Annotated in this window: 18 protein-coding genes and 1 other annotated feature; of the genes, 2 read left to right on the top strand and 16 right to left on the bottom strand. The window is 36.8% G+C overall.

Annotation, left to right across the window (positions count from 1 at the left end; translation table 11 throughout):
• The 4 genes from safA to nadB form a co-directional block, all read right to left on the bottom strand.
• Positions 1–1,061 (bottom strand): SafA/ExsA family spore coat assembly protein (gene safA, locus BFA01S_RS16375; RefSeq protein ID WP_066233037.1); only part of this gene is annotated, 1,061 nt, incomplete at its 3' end.
• Positions 1,062–1,372: 311 nt separating this feature from the next.
• Positions 1,373–2,482 carry a quinolinate synthase NadA gene (nadA, locus tag BFA01S_RS16370; protein WP_066233035.1) on the bottom strand — a complete coding sequence of 370 codons (1,110 nt, stop codon included), beginning with the start codon at positions 2,480–2,482 and terminating at the stop codon, positions 1,373–1,375.
• Between the two features lie 13 nt (positions 2,483–2,495).
• Positions 2,496–3,326: a carboxylating nicotinate-nucleotide diphosphorylase gene (gene nadC, locus BFA01S_RS16365; protein WP_066233031.1), complete on the bottom strand. Its 831-nt coding sequence runs from the start codon at positions 3,324–3,326 to the stop codon at positions 2,496–2,498.
• 4 nt (positions 3,327–3,330) lie between these two features.
• Positions 3,331–4,884 carry an L-aspartate oxidase gene (nadB, locus tag BFA01S_RS16360; RefSeq protein ID WP_066233025.1) on the bottom strand — a complete coding sequence of 518 codons (1,554 nt, stop codon included), beginning with the start codon at positions 4,882–4,884 and terminating at the stop codon, positions 3,331–3,333.
• 114 nt (positions 4,885–4,998) lie between these two features.
• On the opposite strand from nadB, the gene BFA01S_RS16355 reads away from it, so the two are divergent.
• Both BFA01S_RS16355 and BFA01S_RS16350 read left to right on the top strand, forming a co-directional pair.
• Positions 4,999–6,141 (top strand): IscS subfamily cysteine desulfurase, encoded by a 1,143-nt coding sequence (locus BFA01S_RS16355; protein ID WP_082800042.1) that lies wholly within the window; start codon positions 4,999–5,001, stop codon positions 6,139–6,141.
• Positions 6,142–6,188: 47 nt separating this feature from the next.
• The gene (locus BFA01S_RS16350; protein ID WP_066233020.1) at positions 6,189–6,725 is read left to right on the top strand and encodes a transcription repressor NadR; all 537 of its coding nucleotides are present in this window, start codon (positions 6,189–6,191) and stop codon (positions 6,723–6,725) included.
• Positions 6,726–6,790: 65 nt separating this feature from the next.
• Here the strand turns inward: BFA01S_RS16350 and pheA are convergent, their stop codons facing one another.
• The 12 genes from pheA to minC all read right to left on the bottom strand — a co-directional run bounded on the left by pheA (position 6,791) and on the right by minC (position 16,438).
• Entirely contained in the window at positions 6,791–7,651 is an 861-nt protein-coding gene (gene pheA, locus BFA01S_RS16345; protein ID WP_066233017.1) for a prephenate dehydratase, read from the bottom strand.
• 13 nt (positions 7,652–7,664) lie between these two features.
• Positions 7,665–8,108: an ACT domain-containing protein gene (locus BFA01S_RS16340; protein ID WP_066233043.1), complete on the bottom strand. Its 444-nt coding sequence runs from the start codon at positions 8,106–8,108 to the stop codon at positions 7,665–7,667.
• A gap of 336 nt (positions 8,109–8,444) precedes the next feature.
• Positions 8,445–9,734, bottom strand: coding sequence for a GTPase ObgE (obgE, locus tag BFA01S_RS16335; RefSeq protein ID WP_066233014.1), 1,290 nt, complete (start codon positions 9,732–9,734; stop codon positions 8,445–8,447).
• 15 nt (positions 9,735–9,749) lie between these two features.
• Entirely contained in the window at positions 9,750–10,316 is a 567-nt protein-coding gene (locus BFA01S_RS16330) for a sporulation initiation phosphotransferase B (RefSeq protein ID WP_066233010.1), read from the bottom strand.
• A 167-nt stretch (positions 10,317–10,483) separates the two neighbouring features.
• A complete protein-coding gene (gene rpmA / locus BFA01S_RS16325) occupies positions 10,484–10,768 on the bottom strand; it encodes a 50S ribosomal protein L27 (RefSeq protein WP_066233007.1) in 285 nt (94 codons plus the stop codon).
• A gap of 15 nt (positions 10,769–10,783) precedes the next feature.
• The gene (locus BFA01S_RS16320; protein ID WP_066233002.1) at positions 10,784–11,119 is read right to left on the bottom strand and encodes a ribosomal-processing cysteine protease Prp; all 336 of its coding nucleotides are present in this window, start codon (positions 11,117–11,119) and stop codon (positions 10,784–10,786) included.
• A gap of 13 nt (positions 11,120–11,132) precedes the next feature.
• On the bottom strand, positions 11,133–11,441 hold the full coding sequence (gene rplU / locus BFA01S_RS16315; RefSeq protein WP_066232999.1) for a 50S ribosomal protein L21: 309 nt from the start codon (positions 11,439–11,441) through the stop codon (positions 11,133–11,135).
• Between the two features lie 14 nt (positions 11,442–11,455).
• Positions 11,456–11,530: a sequence feature (ribosomal protein L21 leader region), on the bottom strand.
• A gap of 60 nt (positions 11,531–11,590) precedes the next feature.
• Positions 11,591–13,039: an Rne/Rng family ribonuclease gene (locus tag BFA01S_RS16310; RefSeq protein WP_066232996.1), complete on the bottom strand. Its 1,449-nt coding sequence runs from the start codon at positions 13,037–13,039 to the stop codon at positions 11,591–11,593.
• A gap of 107 nt (positions 13,040–13,146) precedes the next feature.
• A complete protein-coding gene (locus BFA01S_RS16305; RefSeq protein ID WP_156483822.1) occupies positions 13,147–14,013 on the bottom strand; it encodes a M50 family metallopeptidase in 867 nt (288 codons plus the stop codon).
• Positions 14,006–14,791: a M23 family metallopeptidase gene (locus BFA01S_RS16300; protein WP_066232995.1), complete on the bottom strand. Its 786-nt coding sequence runs from the start codon at positions 14,789–14,791 to the stop codon at positions 14,006–14,008. The genes BFA01S_RS16305 and BFA01S_RS16300 overlap by 8 nt, the downstream gene beginning before the upstream one ends.
• A gap of 157 nt (positions 14,792–14,948) precedes the next feature.
• Complete coding sequence (minD, locus tag BFA01S_RS16295) at positions 14,949–15,752, bottom strand: septum site-determining protein MinD (RefSeq protein ID WP_066232992.1); 804 nt, start codon at positions 15,750–15,752, stop codon at positions 14,949–14,951.
• A gap of 2 nt (positions 15,753–15,754) precedes the next feature.
• Entirely contained in the window at positions 15,755–16,438 is a 684-nt protein-coding gene (minC, locus tag BFA01S_RS16290; protein ID WP_066232990.1) for a septum site-determining protein MinC, read from the bottom strand.
• Positions 16,439–16,710 lie beyond the last annotated feature (272 nt).

Raw genomic sequence — 16,710 nt, 5'->3', positions numbered from 1 at the left:
CCTCCTTGTGGAAAGGCTTGTGGATACGGTTGCTGACCTTGCGGATAACCAGAAGGTTGCTGATACATACCTGGTGCATATGACATAGACGGCATGGAAGATCCGCAGCCGCAATCACCCTCATTTGGATTTGAAGTAAAGCCTTGAAGATTACCTGGCGGATAAGGAATATTTCCCATGCCTTCTCCTTCCTCATAATCTTCCATCATCTCTGGAGCAAGAGCCTGTGGCATTGGTCCGCCGTATCCTCCCATAAATGGATTAATATTAAAACCATATCCAGGCAATACTGGTGTTACTGGTACCAATCCATACGGATGGCCAGGGTGCGGTCCGCAATGCACTGGTGGTCCTCCGTGACAATCTCCATGTATTGGATATGGCGGATAACAGAAGCCGTATCCAGGCATAACCGGAGAGGTTGGCACAGGACCTTGAGGCGGTGGCTGCATAACAGGTGCCGTATATATAGGCATTTGTGGCATACTAGGCGTTTGTTGTGGCATTTGTTGTGGTATTTCTTCTAAAGCCTCCTCTTGCTGCACTGGTAATGTCTGTGCTGGCTGTTCCACTTTCTTTTCCACTTTTTTCTCCTCCTTAACCGGCACTTCTTTTTTTACCGCTTCTTTTTTCGGTTTTGGCGGCATTTGTGGAAACTGAGGTGCCAGATGCTCCATATTTACCATATAATAGTTATTCACATCTATCTCAGGATATACCGGCTGCTGAATACTTGGAACTGGTGGAACATACGGAGTCGATGGCTTCTCAACCTCTTTTTGGATAGGTATCATCTCCTCAAACTCTTCCACTACTTTTGGTTTTTCTTTTACAAAAGGATGTTCAACAATTGGCATCTCTTTCTTCTGTCCTCCAGACATCGGTTTTTCCTTTTTCACATGGACATTTCCTGAAGGAACCTTTATTTTCATTCCTGGCATAATAAGGTCCGGATTGCTTAATTGTGTATTCATGCTTTTTAAAGCTTCAAAATCAACGCCGTATTTTTTGGCAATATTCCATAATGTATCGCCTTTTTGAACAATATGGATTTTCAACATTTTCCCCTCCTAAACTAAAATAAAGCTTTTATACGCTTATCGTTTCATTAATATTCAGGGCAAAGAATTACTAATCATGAAAGAAAAAAGAAGGGCATTATGCTGTAATTCTTCAAGACAACATATGTTAATAGTGCCTACTTTATGAATGAAACGAGCTTATATTTTACAGAGAAAAGGGAAAAAAGAAGGTCTGTCTCCATTAAAAGATCATTCTCCCTTTAGTCATACAGCACTCTGTTACCGGAAGAGCACTATATTAACTATTATTCAAGAGATCAACCTTTTATGAGACAAACCTTTATAACTTTTTATACATTTTCAAGCATTCGATTTAAAGCAAGGACAGCCTTTTCTGTAATTTCTTTATCAACCGTAATCTGATTCAAAACTTCGCCTCTTTCAATTCCTTCTAATGTCCAAAGCAGATGCGGTAAATCAATTCGGTTCATCGTTAAACATGGACACATAAAAGGATTTAATGAAACGATATGTTTATCAGGATGTTCATTAATAATTCTTTGTACTAAGTTCATTTCGGTTCCAATTGCCCATTTCGTTCCAGGCTTTGCGGCATTAATCATATCAATAATATATTTTGTTGAGCCTGCATAATCAGATAAGCCCACAACTTCACGGCTGCATTCAGGATGAACAATAATGTTCATATCCGGTTCTGTTTTACGGATATGTTCAATATTTTTCACTGTGAAATTTTCATGAACAGAACAATGTCCTTTCCATAAAATAACCACAATTTCTTTTACATCGCCTTCATAAATTAACTTATTTGCAATCGGATCCCAAACAGCCATTTTATCCAGAGGCACTCCGATATCAAATGCTGTATTTCTTCCTAAATGCTGATCAGGTAAAAATAAAATTCTCTCTTTTACAGTAAAAGCCCATTCAACCATTTTCTTTGCATTTGATGATGTAACAGTTGCACCGCCATTTTTACCGACAAATGCTTTAATTGCAGCAGTTGAATTTACATATGTTAACGGTAAAATCGTATCACCGAATAATGCCTGAAGCTCACTCCACGCACGCTCTGTCTGATCAATATCTGCCATATCGGCCATGGAACAGCCCGCTCTCATATCAGGCAGTATTACTTTTTGTTCGTCTGTTGTCAGCATGTCAGCTGTTTCTGCCATAAAATGTACACCGCAAAAAACAATGTATTCAGCAGCAGTATTTTCAGCAGCAGCTTGTGCTAATTGCAAAGAATCACCAGTCGTATCAGAAAATTGAACAACCTCATCCTTTTGATAATGATGACCTGGTATATACAGTCTGCTTCCGAATTTTTCTTTAATTTCCCGAACTCGATTTTCCATTTCTTCCACTGTTCTGTTTTTATAAGATTCAGGCATCATTTCTCTTTTTTCATGCTCTAAAATAGTTAATAAATCCATCATTACCCCTCCACTACTTTACATTTAAACTAATATCTAAAGAACTGTACGAATGTGTTAACATTCCAAGTGAAATATAGTCTACTTTCGTATGTTTAAATTCAGCTAAATTATGAAATCCAATTCCGCCTGAAGCTTCTGTTATAATATGTCCCGGCGTTAATGTGACAAATTTCGCCACTTCCTCAGGCAAACGATTATCGAACATAATGACATCTGCACCCGCTTCGATCGCTTCTAATAATTGTTCCTCGGTTTCAATCTCTACTTCAATCTTCACCATATGGCCAATTCTTTCTTTCACTTTTTGAACAGCATTCGTAATTGAACCGCTAAAACCGATATGATTGTCTTTGATCATAACCGCATCATATAAACCAAAACGATGGTTAAAGCCGCCTCCGCAGCGTACGGCATATTTTTCAAACATTCTAAGACCCGGCGTTGTTTTTCTCGTATCACATATTCTCGTATGGTCAGAGTCAAGTAGTCTAACCGCTTTATTTGTTAATGTTGCGATACCGCTCATTCTTTGTAGAAGATTCAGAATAACTCTTTCTCCAGTCAAGATAGATTGTACAGATCCTTTTACAGCAGCAATCACTTCACCCTTTTCAACGGTATCTCCATCATTTTTAAATGTCTCAACTGTTATGTTTTTATTGATCAAGGAATAACCAATTGAAATAATAGATGTTCCAGCAATAATCCCATCTTCTTTGGCAATAATAACAGCTTCTCCATCTACTTCTTTAGGGAAAATCGTTTCACTCGAAAGATCCATCTCTCCAAGATCCTCTAAAAAGAATTCTTCAAGTTTTTTTCTTATTTTAATATCATTCATTTATTTACACCCCTACTTGCATCTCTTCTTTTATACGTACCAGTTGTCTTTTCAGCCAGTTTGAATCATCACAGAGCGGATAATCGACTCTGAAATGACCGCCTCGACTCTCTGATCTCATCATCGCTGATGTGGTAATGAGCCAGCCTACTGTCAGCATATTTATAATTTCAATTTCAGATATTGTGAAATTCTTCACATTGAATTGCCAAAAAGACGAGGAATCTTTATAATTTTCCAGCCATTTTGCTGCATGTGCGAGCTCTTCTTCTGTTCTTGTTATACCGACAAATGTTGACATAATAGACTGAATTTCTTCCTTTGTTGGTAAAACGAAAGTTATTTCACTGATATTCTCCAAATCTGTTTCATCATGATGAAAAGGAATTTCAAATGGAGCATTCACTAAATGAAATGCTAATCTTCTTCCAAAAACAAGCCCTTCCAGTAAGGAATTGCTTGCAAGACGATTCGCACCATGAACACCAGTACAGGCAGCTTCCCCGACAGCAAATAAATTTTTAATCGATGTTTCACCAACATCATTTGTTTGAATACCACCCATTAAAAAGTGCATTCCCGGTGCTACTGGAATTTTTCCGCTATTAATATCAAAATGATGTTCTCTGCATAATGCTGTAATAGATGGAAAACGTGTTTCAAATTGTTTAATCGGCGAAATATTTAAAAAGACTTGATTTCCTTTTTTCATTTCATAAAAAATAGTTCTGGATACGACATCACGTGGTGCCAAATCTTCCTGAGGATGAACATTTTGCATAATTCTCTCATCAAATTGATTGACTAAATATGCTCCTTCCCCTCTTACCGCTTCAGATACCAGACCTACACATGCACCATCTAAATAAAGCATTGTAGGATGAAACTGGATAAATTCCATATCAGCAATTTCCGCTCCGGCACGATATGCCATCGCTATCCCGTCTCCAGTAATAACTGCTGCATTCGACGTATGTCCATAAACAGCACCACAGCCGCCTGTTGCGATAATTGTTTTGGCTGCTATATATTTCTTTATCTCACCAGTTTCTTTTTTCGTCATTACTCCATAGCAAGAACCATTATTTATTAATAATTGCACTGCCATTTCATTTTCCACGATCGTAACAGACTGTTTAATGAGATTATATATAAATTTAGTTATTTCTCTTCCAGTTGCATCTCCGCCGGCATGAACAATTCGATGATGTTCATGTGCGCCTTCTTTTCCAAGACATAAATTTCCTTCTTCATCACAATCAAGCTGCAAGCCTTTATGAAACCATTCTAAAATTTCTGTTATCCCATTTTGTACAAGCTTTTCTACCGCCTCATCATTATTATGATTACAGCCGGCAACAAGAGTGTCTGAATAATGGGACTGCCATGAGTCTTTCTCACTGATTGCTGCAGCAATACCACCTTGTGCAAGCATGGAATTACTCTCTTTCCAAGAAGACTTCGTAATAATTGTTACTTTTTTTTGATGACATAGATGGTATGCCGCACTTAATGCAGCAAGCCCGCTCCCAATAATGATTACATCTGATTGAAGCATGCTTTTTTCCTCCTGACCTATACAGGTGTCTTGACACCTATATTTACATAAATCTAAAATAATGACAAGAGTTTTTTCTTTTGAAGCTGATAGATTAATAAAGTGAGGAGATTTATAATGATATATTTAGATTATGCAGCAACAACACCAATGAGCGATTATGCACTAAGTATATATACGGAAACAGCGAAGAATGCCTTTGGTAACAGCAATAGTTTACATGATATTGGCGGGCAGGCAAATGATATTCTCCAAGCTTCAAGGAAGATAATTGCCAATTTAATTGGTGGTGAAGAAAATGGAGTTTATTTCACAAGCGGCGGGACAGAAGCTAATATACTTGCAGTCCAGTCATTATTAAATGGTGCCGATCCAATGAAAAGACATATTATTACCTCCAGTATGGAACATTCATCCTTATATTCTTATTTTCAGCTATTAGAGGAAAAAGGGTATGAAATTTCTTATGCAGAAGCTGATCAATATGGCTATATTTCTTTAGATGCATTAAAAAAATCAATTCGGGATGATACTGTTTTAGTATCTATTCAACATGGCAATTCAGAAATAGGACAAATTCAGCCGATAGAGGATTTTGGGAATTATTTATTAGAAAAAGACATTTTATTTCACAGTGATTGTGTTCAAACATTTGGAAAAGTTCCTCTTAATGTGAAAAAAGCGAATGTGACGGCAATTTCCATTTCAAGCCATAAAATCTATGGTCCAAAAGGGGTTGGCGCTGTTCATATTAATCCTTCCGTTTACTGGAAGTCTGTTTTTCTCCATACTACGCATGAAAATGGCTTCAGACCTGGCACTGTAAATGTTCCTGGTATTGCCGCTTTTGCTGTTGCTGCAAGGGAAGTGCATTCAGCTATTGATGAAACAAATGATCATTTTATACAGCTAAGAAATATCGTCCGCACAAAATTAGAACCACATGAAAAACATATTAATATCATTAACAACAGCTCACCTTATAAACAACTTAATAATATTATCGCACTTTTTATTCCTGGAATAGAAGGTCAATATATCATGCTGGAGGCTAATCGCTACGGCTATGGGATTTCAACGGGAAGTGCATGTCAAATAGGTATGCAAGCACCTTCTCGTACAATGACAGCACTAGGATTTAATGACAGTGAAGCAAAGCAATATGTTAGAATATCAACGGGAAAAGCAACAGCTGCTCATGAAATGGAAGAATTTTGTGATAAACTGATTGAGATTATTAAAAACTTTAAAAAATAATTAAAATTGAAATACTCTTTCCTGTATAATAATTGAGGTGAATAGGAATGAAAGATGAGAAAATTTTGGGAGAAGAAAGAAGACTATTTATTTTAAATTCACTGCTGAAAGCCGACTCTCCTATTACAGGTGGAGAGCTTGCAAGTAGAGCCAATGTGAGCAGACAAGTAATTGTACAAGACATTTCCTTACTTAAAGCGAAAAATGAACCAATTATTGCCACAAGTCAAGGTTATTTATACTTGAAAACAGACGCTGTAAAAGAGCAGTTTTTCGAGAAAATTATTGCTTGTAATCATGCCCCTGAAAAGACAAAAGAAGAATTATATACAATCGTGGATCATGGAGTAAAAGTTAAAAATGTCATCATTGAGCACTCGGTTTATGGAGATTTAACAGCATCTATTATGGTAAGTAATCGCCGTGAAGTCGATGAATTCCTAAAGAAAATTAAAACAGCTAATGCCGGTTATTTATCAAGGTTAACAGATGGACTTCATCTCCATACTTTAGTAGCTGATGATCTGGAGAAAATTCAGAACGCATGTAAAGAACTAGAAGAAAAAGGATTTATTATTACTTAAAAAGGTAATCTTACTATCTATCATTCTAAATAAAAAGACTGTCCAGTACCGGACAGTCTTTTTATTTAAATAGTATATGCCCCGTAGCTGCCCAGTAATTTAACACTGCACCCTAATGCTTCCAATTCTGCAATTGCTCCAGGTATTAAAACATCATCGTAAAGCATATCAATATCAATAATAAAGAAATAACGTCCAAGTCCTGTTTTCATCGGACGTGATTCTATTTTTGATAAATTCAATTTTCTCCATGTAAATGCAGATAATACTTGATGCAATGTACCTGACTGATCGCTTGGAAGAGTTATCATTAACGTCGTCTTTTCTTTTTCCCTCTTATATTCCGTTCGGAACAAATCATTTTTCTGCGACGGATGTAAAATAACAAATCGTGTGTGATTATAAGGATAATCATGAATATTTTTTTGTACGATTTCTAATCCATATTCTTTTGCAGCGAGTTCACTTGCAACTACACCTATTCGCTCATTCGGATGCTTGCTCGCATATTCTGCTGCAGCACTTGTTGATGAAGAGTACTCATACGCAGCATTTGCAAATGTGTCATGTAAAAATTTATGACATTGTGCAATAGCATGAGAATGTGAATAAATACGATCTATTGTTTTCCAATCATCTTTAAGTGATGGATGTACCATAAGATGCTGCTGAATTGGTAAAATAATTTCACCGATAATTGTTAAAGGCTGTTCATGTACAAGATAATCTAATGTTAAATTAACCGTGCCCTCAATTGTATTTTCGATTGGAACGACTGCAATATCAATTTCGCCATTTGCTGCAGCATCGATACATTTTGGAATCGTTGTATATAAAATTTGCTCGATATTCTTTCCAAAAAATGTTTCAACTACTAAATGACTAAATGCTGCTCTAGGTCCTAAACAACCAACTCTTTGTACCAAACTCTCTCTCTCCTTATGCTCCCTGACCTAATATTTCTACTTTTTCGACAAATTCAAGTCTTCTAAGCTGTGCCATTAAGCGGTTTATATCTTCTGTCATCCCATTCGTATTCAATGATAATGTAACATTTGCACGTCCTTGAATTGGGATTGTCTGGTGAATAGTCAAGACGTTGCAACCAGCATTCGCTACGACTGCTAACAGCTGTGAAAGAGTTCCTGAACGGTCTTCCAAATGAAAGAATAACGTAATTAAACGTTCTTTTACCATCGTATGGAATGGAAAGACAGCATCCCTGTATTTATAAAATGCGCTTCTGCTTAAATCCACTCTTTGCACTGCTTCAGCAACAGAATCAACCATCCTTCTTTCAATTAACTTCTTTACCTCAATTGTTTTCTTCATCGCTTCTGGTAAAATATCCTCACGAACTAGAAAAAACTTTTCCACCCTTATCTCACCCTCCACATAGCTAGCACTTTCTACTTTATAAGCTCACGAAATATGGAAACTATTTTAGCTATGAAAAAGAAGAGCTGAATCCAGCTCCTTCATTTATCTCCTTGTAATCTATATCCCAGCCTTAACGGGCAGTAAGATTCCCACTCTAAAGTTCTAAGAATTCCAGAAAGTTAAGCAGGAGATCAGCTGCCCGTTAAGGTCTGTCCAATAGAACAATACTAAATTCGCTACTTCACGTGAGCAACGTATGTGTGACTCACATCGTGCGGGCCTCAACTAATTAGCAGTGAGGATGAGAAAAATCCCTCACTGATGGAAGTTTCACTTTATCTATTCAATAAATTCAAATTCATATTCAAGCAGTTTGACAATATCTCCATCTTTTGCACCACGTTCACGAAGAGCTTCATCTACACCCATTCCTCGCAGCTGTCTTGCAAATCTGCGAACAGATTCTTCTCTTGAGAAATCAGTCATTTTAAATAATTTCTCAATTTTTTCTCCTGACAATACGTAAGAACCATCACTGTCACGACTAATAGCAAAGTTCGGTGCTTCTGTTTCAAATTGGTACATAACCCGATGTTCTTCCGGCACTGCTTCTTCATCAAATAATGGAAACTCCGGCGTGTTTTCAAGCTGATCAGCAATTTCAAATAAAAGCTCTCTAAGCCCTTCTCTAGTAAGAGCAGAAATTGGGAAGATTTTAAGATCTTCATTAAGCTTTTCTTTAAATTCAGCTAAATTCTCTTCTGCTTCCGGCATGTCCATTTTATTTGCTACGATTATTTGCGGTCGCTCTGTAAGACGTAAATTATACTCTTTCAGCTCCTCATTAATCGTTACATAATCCTCGTAAGGATCTCTTCCTTCTAAAGCAGACATATCAATGACATGGACGATTACACGAGTACGTTCAATATGTCTTAAAAACTGGTGACCTAAACCAACACCTGAATGCGCCCCTTCAATTAATCCAGGTAAATCTGCCATCGCGAAACTTCGGCCATCTTCTGTTTCTACTACTCCTAAATTAGGGACTAATGTCGTAAAATGATATTCAGCAATTTTCGGTTTAGCTGATGAAACAACGGATAAAAGCGTTGATTTTCCGACACTTGGGAAGCCGACTAAGCCTACATCTGCCAGTACTTTTAACTCAAGACTTACATAACGCTCAATACCTGGTTCCCCGTTCTCTGATAACTCAGGAGCCGGATTTGCAGGCGTTGCGAATCTTGAGTTGCCTCGTCCGCCTCGTCCACCGTGTGCAATAACTGCACGCTGACCATGTTCTGTAAGATCTGCGATTACTTGTTTCGTATCATCATCTGTAACGACAGTTCCCGGCGGTACTTTTACAACCATTGGCTCTGCATTTTTTCCATGCTGATTTTTAGACATTCCATGTTCTCCGCGCGGAGCTTTAAAATGACGCTGATAACGGAAATCCATTAACGTCCTTAAACCTTCCTCAACTTCAAAAATAACATCTGCACCTTTACCGCCGTCTCCGCCAGCCGGTCCACCTTTTGGAACATACTTTTCCCGACGGAATGCAACCATTCCGTTACCGCCATCTCCGCCTTTTACATAAACCTTTACCTGATCGACAAACATTTGTCTTCCTCCGATCTAAACACCTTTAACATGATGCAATGTTACCATTACATTCAGTTCATATGTAGTTAATTCATATGTGGTAAATACTTTATCCTGTCGTTCTTTCTGCTTATCTAACCACAAGCTTAAACGCTCTGTATTAGTTATTATGCCATTAAAATCAAAAATGAATCGAATTTCATCTTTTTCAATATCTGGTTCTACTAGAATGCTTAAATGATTATCATGATTTTGCTCAGCCGATTGATCAAGTAAGTCAAAAAACGCCGTACATAAAGATGTCATTTGATTATCATAATGTTCTAAATTAATAATATCACCGACAACCTCATACTCTAATGAAAAACGATGTGATTCCCAATTACATGTCATAAATAACGCTGCCAAATCAGGCATTTTCAAATTGCATAAATTTGATTCATTTTGTGCTTCAATAACGATCTCATCAATAATCGCACTTACACGATCATATTTTCGAAGCGCTAAGTTTCCTTTTATGAGTTGAAGCTTATTCATCCAATCATGCCTTGAGTGGCTTAATATGTTTACAGCACACCATTGTTTTTCTTTTCTAGTCATAACGCTCTCCTATTTTTTAAATAACTAATGTCAGCCATTTAATTGCTATTCAAAATTATAACAAACATTGCCCATTAACATAAGGCATTTTAAAATATATTTTATAAATAGCGAAAAAACTCTAACCAATTTGGTTAGAGTTTTCTTAAAATAAGCTTGCGCTATACTTATTGAGCTACTGGGTATACGCTAACTTTTTTACGATCGCGTCCGAAACGTTCGAATTTAACGATACCGTCTACTTTAGCGAATAAAGTATCATCGCCACCACGACCTACGTTTTCACCAGCATAAATTTTTGTACCGCGTTGACGGTAAAGAATTGAACCACCAGTTACTAACTGACCATCTGCACGTTTTGCACCAAGACGTTTTGATTGAGAGTCACGACCGTTTTTAGTCGAACCTACCCCTTTCTTAGATGCGAAAAATTGAAGATCTAATCTTAACATGAAGCTCACCTCCCGTTAATTAATAATACTAACTTTAATATATCGTCCATAATCTCTTTCAATTGTTTGAAGTGAGATAAGCATAGCTTCTAATAAAAGCTGAACTTTATCGCTAATAGGAGCATCGAGATTATCAGGCAGCTCGACGCGGAGATATCCTCCGTCTTCTCCTTGCTCGATAAGCGGTTCAATTTTAGTTAATGCTAATACAGCATTAACTGCACCAAAAGTAACCGCTGAAGCTCCCGCACAAACAGTATCTTCACCATGTTTGGCAAAGCCGGCATGTCCAGATAATATGAACGACTTGATCAATCCGTCTTTTGAACGATAAATTTTTGCATTTATCATTTATAAAACAGCCTTACCCGTTGATTTTTTCAATAACAACTTTAGTGTATGGCTGACGATGACCTTGTTTTTTATGATAGTTTTTCTTAGCTTTGTATTTGAAAACAGTGATTTTTTTAGCGCGTCCTTGCTTTTCAACTTTAGCAGTTACAGTCGCACCTTCAACAGTTGGGCTACCAACTTTCACGTTGTCTCCACCGACAAAAAGAACTTTATCAAAAGTTACAGTGTCACCTTGTTCAGCATCAAGCTTCTCGATGTAGATTGCTTGACCTTCTTCAACTTTAATTTGTTTACCACCAGTTTCGATAATTGCGTACATAATATGCACCTCCTATTTAGACTCAGACTCGCCAGGGATTAGGTGAACAAACGTTACTTGAACCTAACTCTGAGCGGTTGTAGCACGGGTGCTACAAACTTATAACATTAAACATATTACCAAAAATACAGATTTTAAGCAACTAAAATTTATAATTTATTCATTCGTTCTTCAATTGTTGAAAGATCACCGATATGTCTGATATGGTAGCCAGCACTAATCGAATCATTTGTTGTTATCCTTAATTTAAATCCAAATGTTTGTTCAAGTCTTTTTATATGTTGCTCATTAAACAAAGAAGCAACTCCTGTTGATGCTTCTATCCATATTGCCTCTTCTATCATATGCTCATATTCCCAAAGTTCTCTTTCAAGTTTAAAAGCAACTGTTTCATTAGAAACGAGATGTCCTGTTCCTTGACATACAGGACATTTTTCAGTAAGTTCTTTTTCGAGCGGCTGTCTAATTTTTTTTCTTGTCAGTTGAAAAATATTCAGTTCTGTAAAACCGAACAGCTTTGTTTGTGTTCGATCTTTCGCTGTAATTCTCTCCATTATATGTAGAATCTTTCTCCTGTCTTCTTCATGTTTCATATCAATGAAATCAATGAGAATCATCCCGCTTAAATTTCTTAGTCTAATTTGTTTTGCAATTTCTGCTGCTGCTTCCTCATTTGTTTTTAAAACTGTTTCACGCATTGATAATTTCCCGGAAAATTTCCCTGTATTTACATCAATAACTACCATTGCTTCCGTTTGCTCAATAATAATATACGCACCATTTTTGAGCCAAACAATCCGTTTTAACAGCTTATCAATTTCCTGATCAAGCTGATAATAAGAAAAAATCTGCTCTTTTTTGCTGAAATACTCTACTTTTTGATAATGTTTTTTCAATTGCTTAGCACGTTCCGGCTTATCACAAATAATAATATCATTTTGTAATAAAGCGACTTCATTTAATATTCTTGAAAGAAAATCCCTTGCCTTGAACACACATTTCGGCACAGCTACTTGTTCTGATTTCATTTGTAAAAATTGCTGCTTTAATTTCTCGTATTCGGCTATTATCTCTTTTTCTTCCTTATTGATACAAGCAGTGCGGAAAAGAAGACCTTCCTCATTTTCACGTAATTTCTCCCCCAGAGACAGAAGACGGTTCCTTTCTTCCTCATCGGTTACTTTCTTTGAAATCATTAAATAGTTCCCATACGGTTTATAAACAAGAAACTCACCGCCAAATTCAATATTTGTCGTCAGTTTCGGTCCCTTATGATCCGTTCCTTCTTTCACAACTTGAACGAGAAGCTCTTCCCCCTCATGAATGAAATGATTAATCGTTTTTTTCGACTGGAGCTTCTCGTCTGCAAGCTGATAGGAAACAAGATCATTACGGTGCAAATAACCATTTCTATCAAGACCTATATTAACAAATGCCGCTTGCATCCCTGGTAACACCTTTACTACTCTCGCTTTATAAATATTACCGGCCATTTCCTTTTGATCATTCTGCTCATAATGTATTTCAACAAGCTCATCATCTTCATATAAGGCACATCTCAATTGCGATGTTTTTTCATTAATAATAAGTTTTCGCAAGCAAATTTCCCTCTTTCTATAGAAAAAGAGGGGACGGAGTTAAACTCGCGCACCCTCAATTTATGTTCATCTTCTCCTAGTATCTTACCTATTATGAATGCTCCCGGTCAATAAGTGTACACTAATTCCCCAACAGTCGATGTCGTTCTTTTTTCAATGAAATAAGCATGAAGCAGTTCATTTTCATCTAATTGTGATACCTTCTTGCCATCTTTTTCAATAATAATCGGATGTTTACATCCTCTTTGGAATTGCAGCAAAACATCATATATAGAATCTACCTCATTGACGATTAAGGGCTTCAATTGATGAAAATCTGTCTGTTTTCCATAATATCTTTCAAGCAGGAAGCGAATAATCGCATACATTCTCTGCCGGTACTCGGTAACGATACAGAAGATGAGAAAACTAATAATAATCCATAAATTTAACTGCGTCGGAGCTAAAAAGAGCACAGCAATGATATAAACAGACAAGAAAGCAATAGAAAAGATAAGCATAAGACGATGCGCTTTTTGAAAAGACCTAAAACAAGAAAATAAGATGAAAAGCAGTTTACCGCCATCAAGCGGCCAAATAGGAAGTAAATTAAAAAGTAAAATAGAGAGGTTATAAAAGGTAAATAACTCATAATCAGCTACACTGACAAGCCCGAATTTCCATAAACAGAAAGCTGTCGCTTGCAGCCAAATATGCTGTAGTGGCCCGGAAATAACAACGATCAGTTCTTCCTTTAACGGGCGATTTCCATGTTCCTCGACTTCTGCTACACCTCCAAAAGGAAGGAGCATGACACTTTTTATCCTCCATGAAAAAAAATGAGCACTTATCGCATGGCCCATTTCATGTATGAAAATGATCAGCATCAGTAACAAAACTGTTTTAAAATTAGCTGTTAAAACACTAATAGCAATAATGATCCACAGAACGGGGTGAATATGGACTTTTAGCAAAAGCTGTATATAGTTAATCAAATGAAATCACCTGAATCGGATCAATGAAATTATTTCCTTGTTCGATCGCAAAATAGTATAATCCTTTTTTGTTTTCATTTATTTTAATTTTTCCAAGTGCTTGATCTTTTTCTACATAATCATACAGTGAAACATTTACTTCATCCAAATCTCCATACCATGATTTTGTTCCATCCGCATGTTTAATCATAATCGTTAAACCTGTATTTGGCTTTTCAGCAACTTCATAAACCATTCCTTCATTCATCGGCTTAACGACCGGGCTATTCGTCTCCACAATAATTCCCTGCCCATTATCCTTAAAAGATTCTGTTATTCTTCCTGATGCAGGAACAGCTAATTCATTTGTTACTTTTTCACTTTTTTCTGCTTTTTGATCAGTTTGATTAAATAGAGCTGTTGGATTACCAAACTGCTCCCTATACCATTTTGCGACGATTGCAAATTGAAATTCCTCTTCGAGTGCATATGTTACACTGCTTCTCACCTCTTGAAATACTGGAGAATTTCCTTTAAATGCAATCGCTGTAAGTAAAATAAGACAGGCTGAAAATAAGATTTTAAAAATAAATAAGTCTACACGAAATAAAGGATGATTAGGTTTATTATTCTTTTCTTCTATTGGATTTGCTTCATAAGATGGAAAAGAATAAGATCCATATTTCTCCTCATCACTGACATATAAACTTGTCTGTCTTGAAACTTGTTCTTCCTCACTTTGCCTATTCTTTTTTCTTCTTGCCATCCTTCTTCTAAATTCATCCGCTCGATGACTCATATTTTCATCATCCTTTAGCCAGTTTTGTACAAGTCTATGTATCTGGCTTTCACGATATGACTGAATCTATTTTTCTCAGAAATGAAAAAAGTCTTTGAATAAAGGATTTAATTGGAATTTTAAAACCTTTGTTCAAAGACAATTATTTTAAATTTGTTTAAGCTCGTACACCAAAGAATTTTTTCAATTTTGAAAAGACCCCTTTATTATTCTCATCTAATGATTGAAGCGGTACGGACTCTCCCAAAATACGGCGGGCAATATTGCGATATGCAATGGAAGCACGATTATTAGGATCCATTGCAATCGGCTCACCATTATTAGATGCTTTTATGACATTATCGTCATCTGCTACGATTCCTAATAGATCGATAGATAAATGTGAAACAATTTCATCTACATCGAGCATATCTCCATTTTTCACAAGATGATTTCGAATACGATTGATAACTAATCGCGGTCTTTCCATATCTTCTTTTTCTAATAAGCCGATAATTCGGTCTGCATCACGCACAGCTGATATTTCAGGTGTTGTAACAACGACCGCCTGATCAGCCCCTGCAATAGCATTTTTGTAGCCTTGTTCAATTCCGGCCGGACAATCAATAATAACATAATCATAGTCTTGTTTTAATTGGTCAACGACCTTCTTTATTTGCTCCGGCTCTACCGCTGTTTTATCACTTGTTTGAGCCGCTGGCAATAAATAAAGCATATCTTCAAAGCGCTTGTCTTTTACAAGAGCCTGATGCATCTTACAACGGCCTTCAACTACGTCAACTAAATCATAAATAATGCGATTTTCTAATCCCATTACAACATCCAGATTACGCAGTCCTATGTCAGTATCAACTAAACAAACACGTTTCCCTAAAATTGCTAGCGATGTACCTAAATTGGCTGATGTTGTCGTTTTACCAACTCCGCCTTTTCCTGATGTAATGACGATTGCCTCACCCAATGTTATATACCCCCTTCAAACCTCGATAAATTCGGTCTTAAATGACTGAGCTGCTGTAATCTTTCGATGACCATTTGTCCTTCTTCATCTATGTAGGCACATTCCATTTCATTTCCCTCATCTGGAACATGATCAGGTGCCCTATTTAAAGCATCACTTATTCTAAGCTGGGAAGGCTTCATAACAGATGCTGCAATAACAGCGTCCCGGTTCCCCTCAAATCCTGCATGTGCAATACCTTTCAAAGCTCCCAGTATAAAAATATTGCCACTGGCAATAACGATTCCACCCGGATTAACATCGCCGATCAATAGTAAATCACCTTGAACTTTCAATACTTGTCCAGAGCGGATAATCTTTGCTTCTGAGACAATTTCTGTCTCCCTTTTTAAACGCAAAGCTTCTTCTTTCGTTATAACATCACTTTCAATTGCGGCAATAACAAGATGTCGATTTTTCTCGATTATTATTTTTAATTGTTGTTCTTGTTCCTTATTAATAAAGCGATTTCCCACTTTTACACTTACTTCAATAACAGGGCTGTCTTCCCCGATATATTGTTTTGATGATAACATTCCCTCGAGATCATGAAGCAATTGTTCAAAAGAACATGAATCATCGAGATGTAACGTTAAACCATCTTTCGTACCTTTAATTGTAACATTTTGTTGTTTTTGAGCATTCATGACGTTCACCTCAACGACTTAAGAAATTCGACAGAAACGCTTAAATTCCTTTTTTCTTCAGTCAGGAATTTAAGTGAGAACAGGACTAGCCTTCTAAGCGCTTATTTATCCCATATTTAACGGGCAGTAAGACTCTCACCTAAAAAGCAAAAAAGATAGATGAGAGATTAACTGCCCGTAAAAGTCCGGACAACGGAACACATACTTAAGTTCACCACGCCACGCGAGCAACGTATGTGTGACCCGCATCCTGCGGGCCTCAACTAATTATC

The sequence above is a fragment of the Metabacillus fastidiosus NBRC 101226 genome, assembly GCF_001591625.1.
Taxonomy (GTDB): domain Bacteria; phylum Bacillota; class Bacilli; order Bacillales; family Bacillaceae; genus Metabacillus; species Metabacillus fastidiosus.
This window is presented reverse-complemented; position numbering and strand designations above follow the sequence as displayed.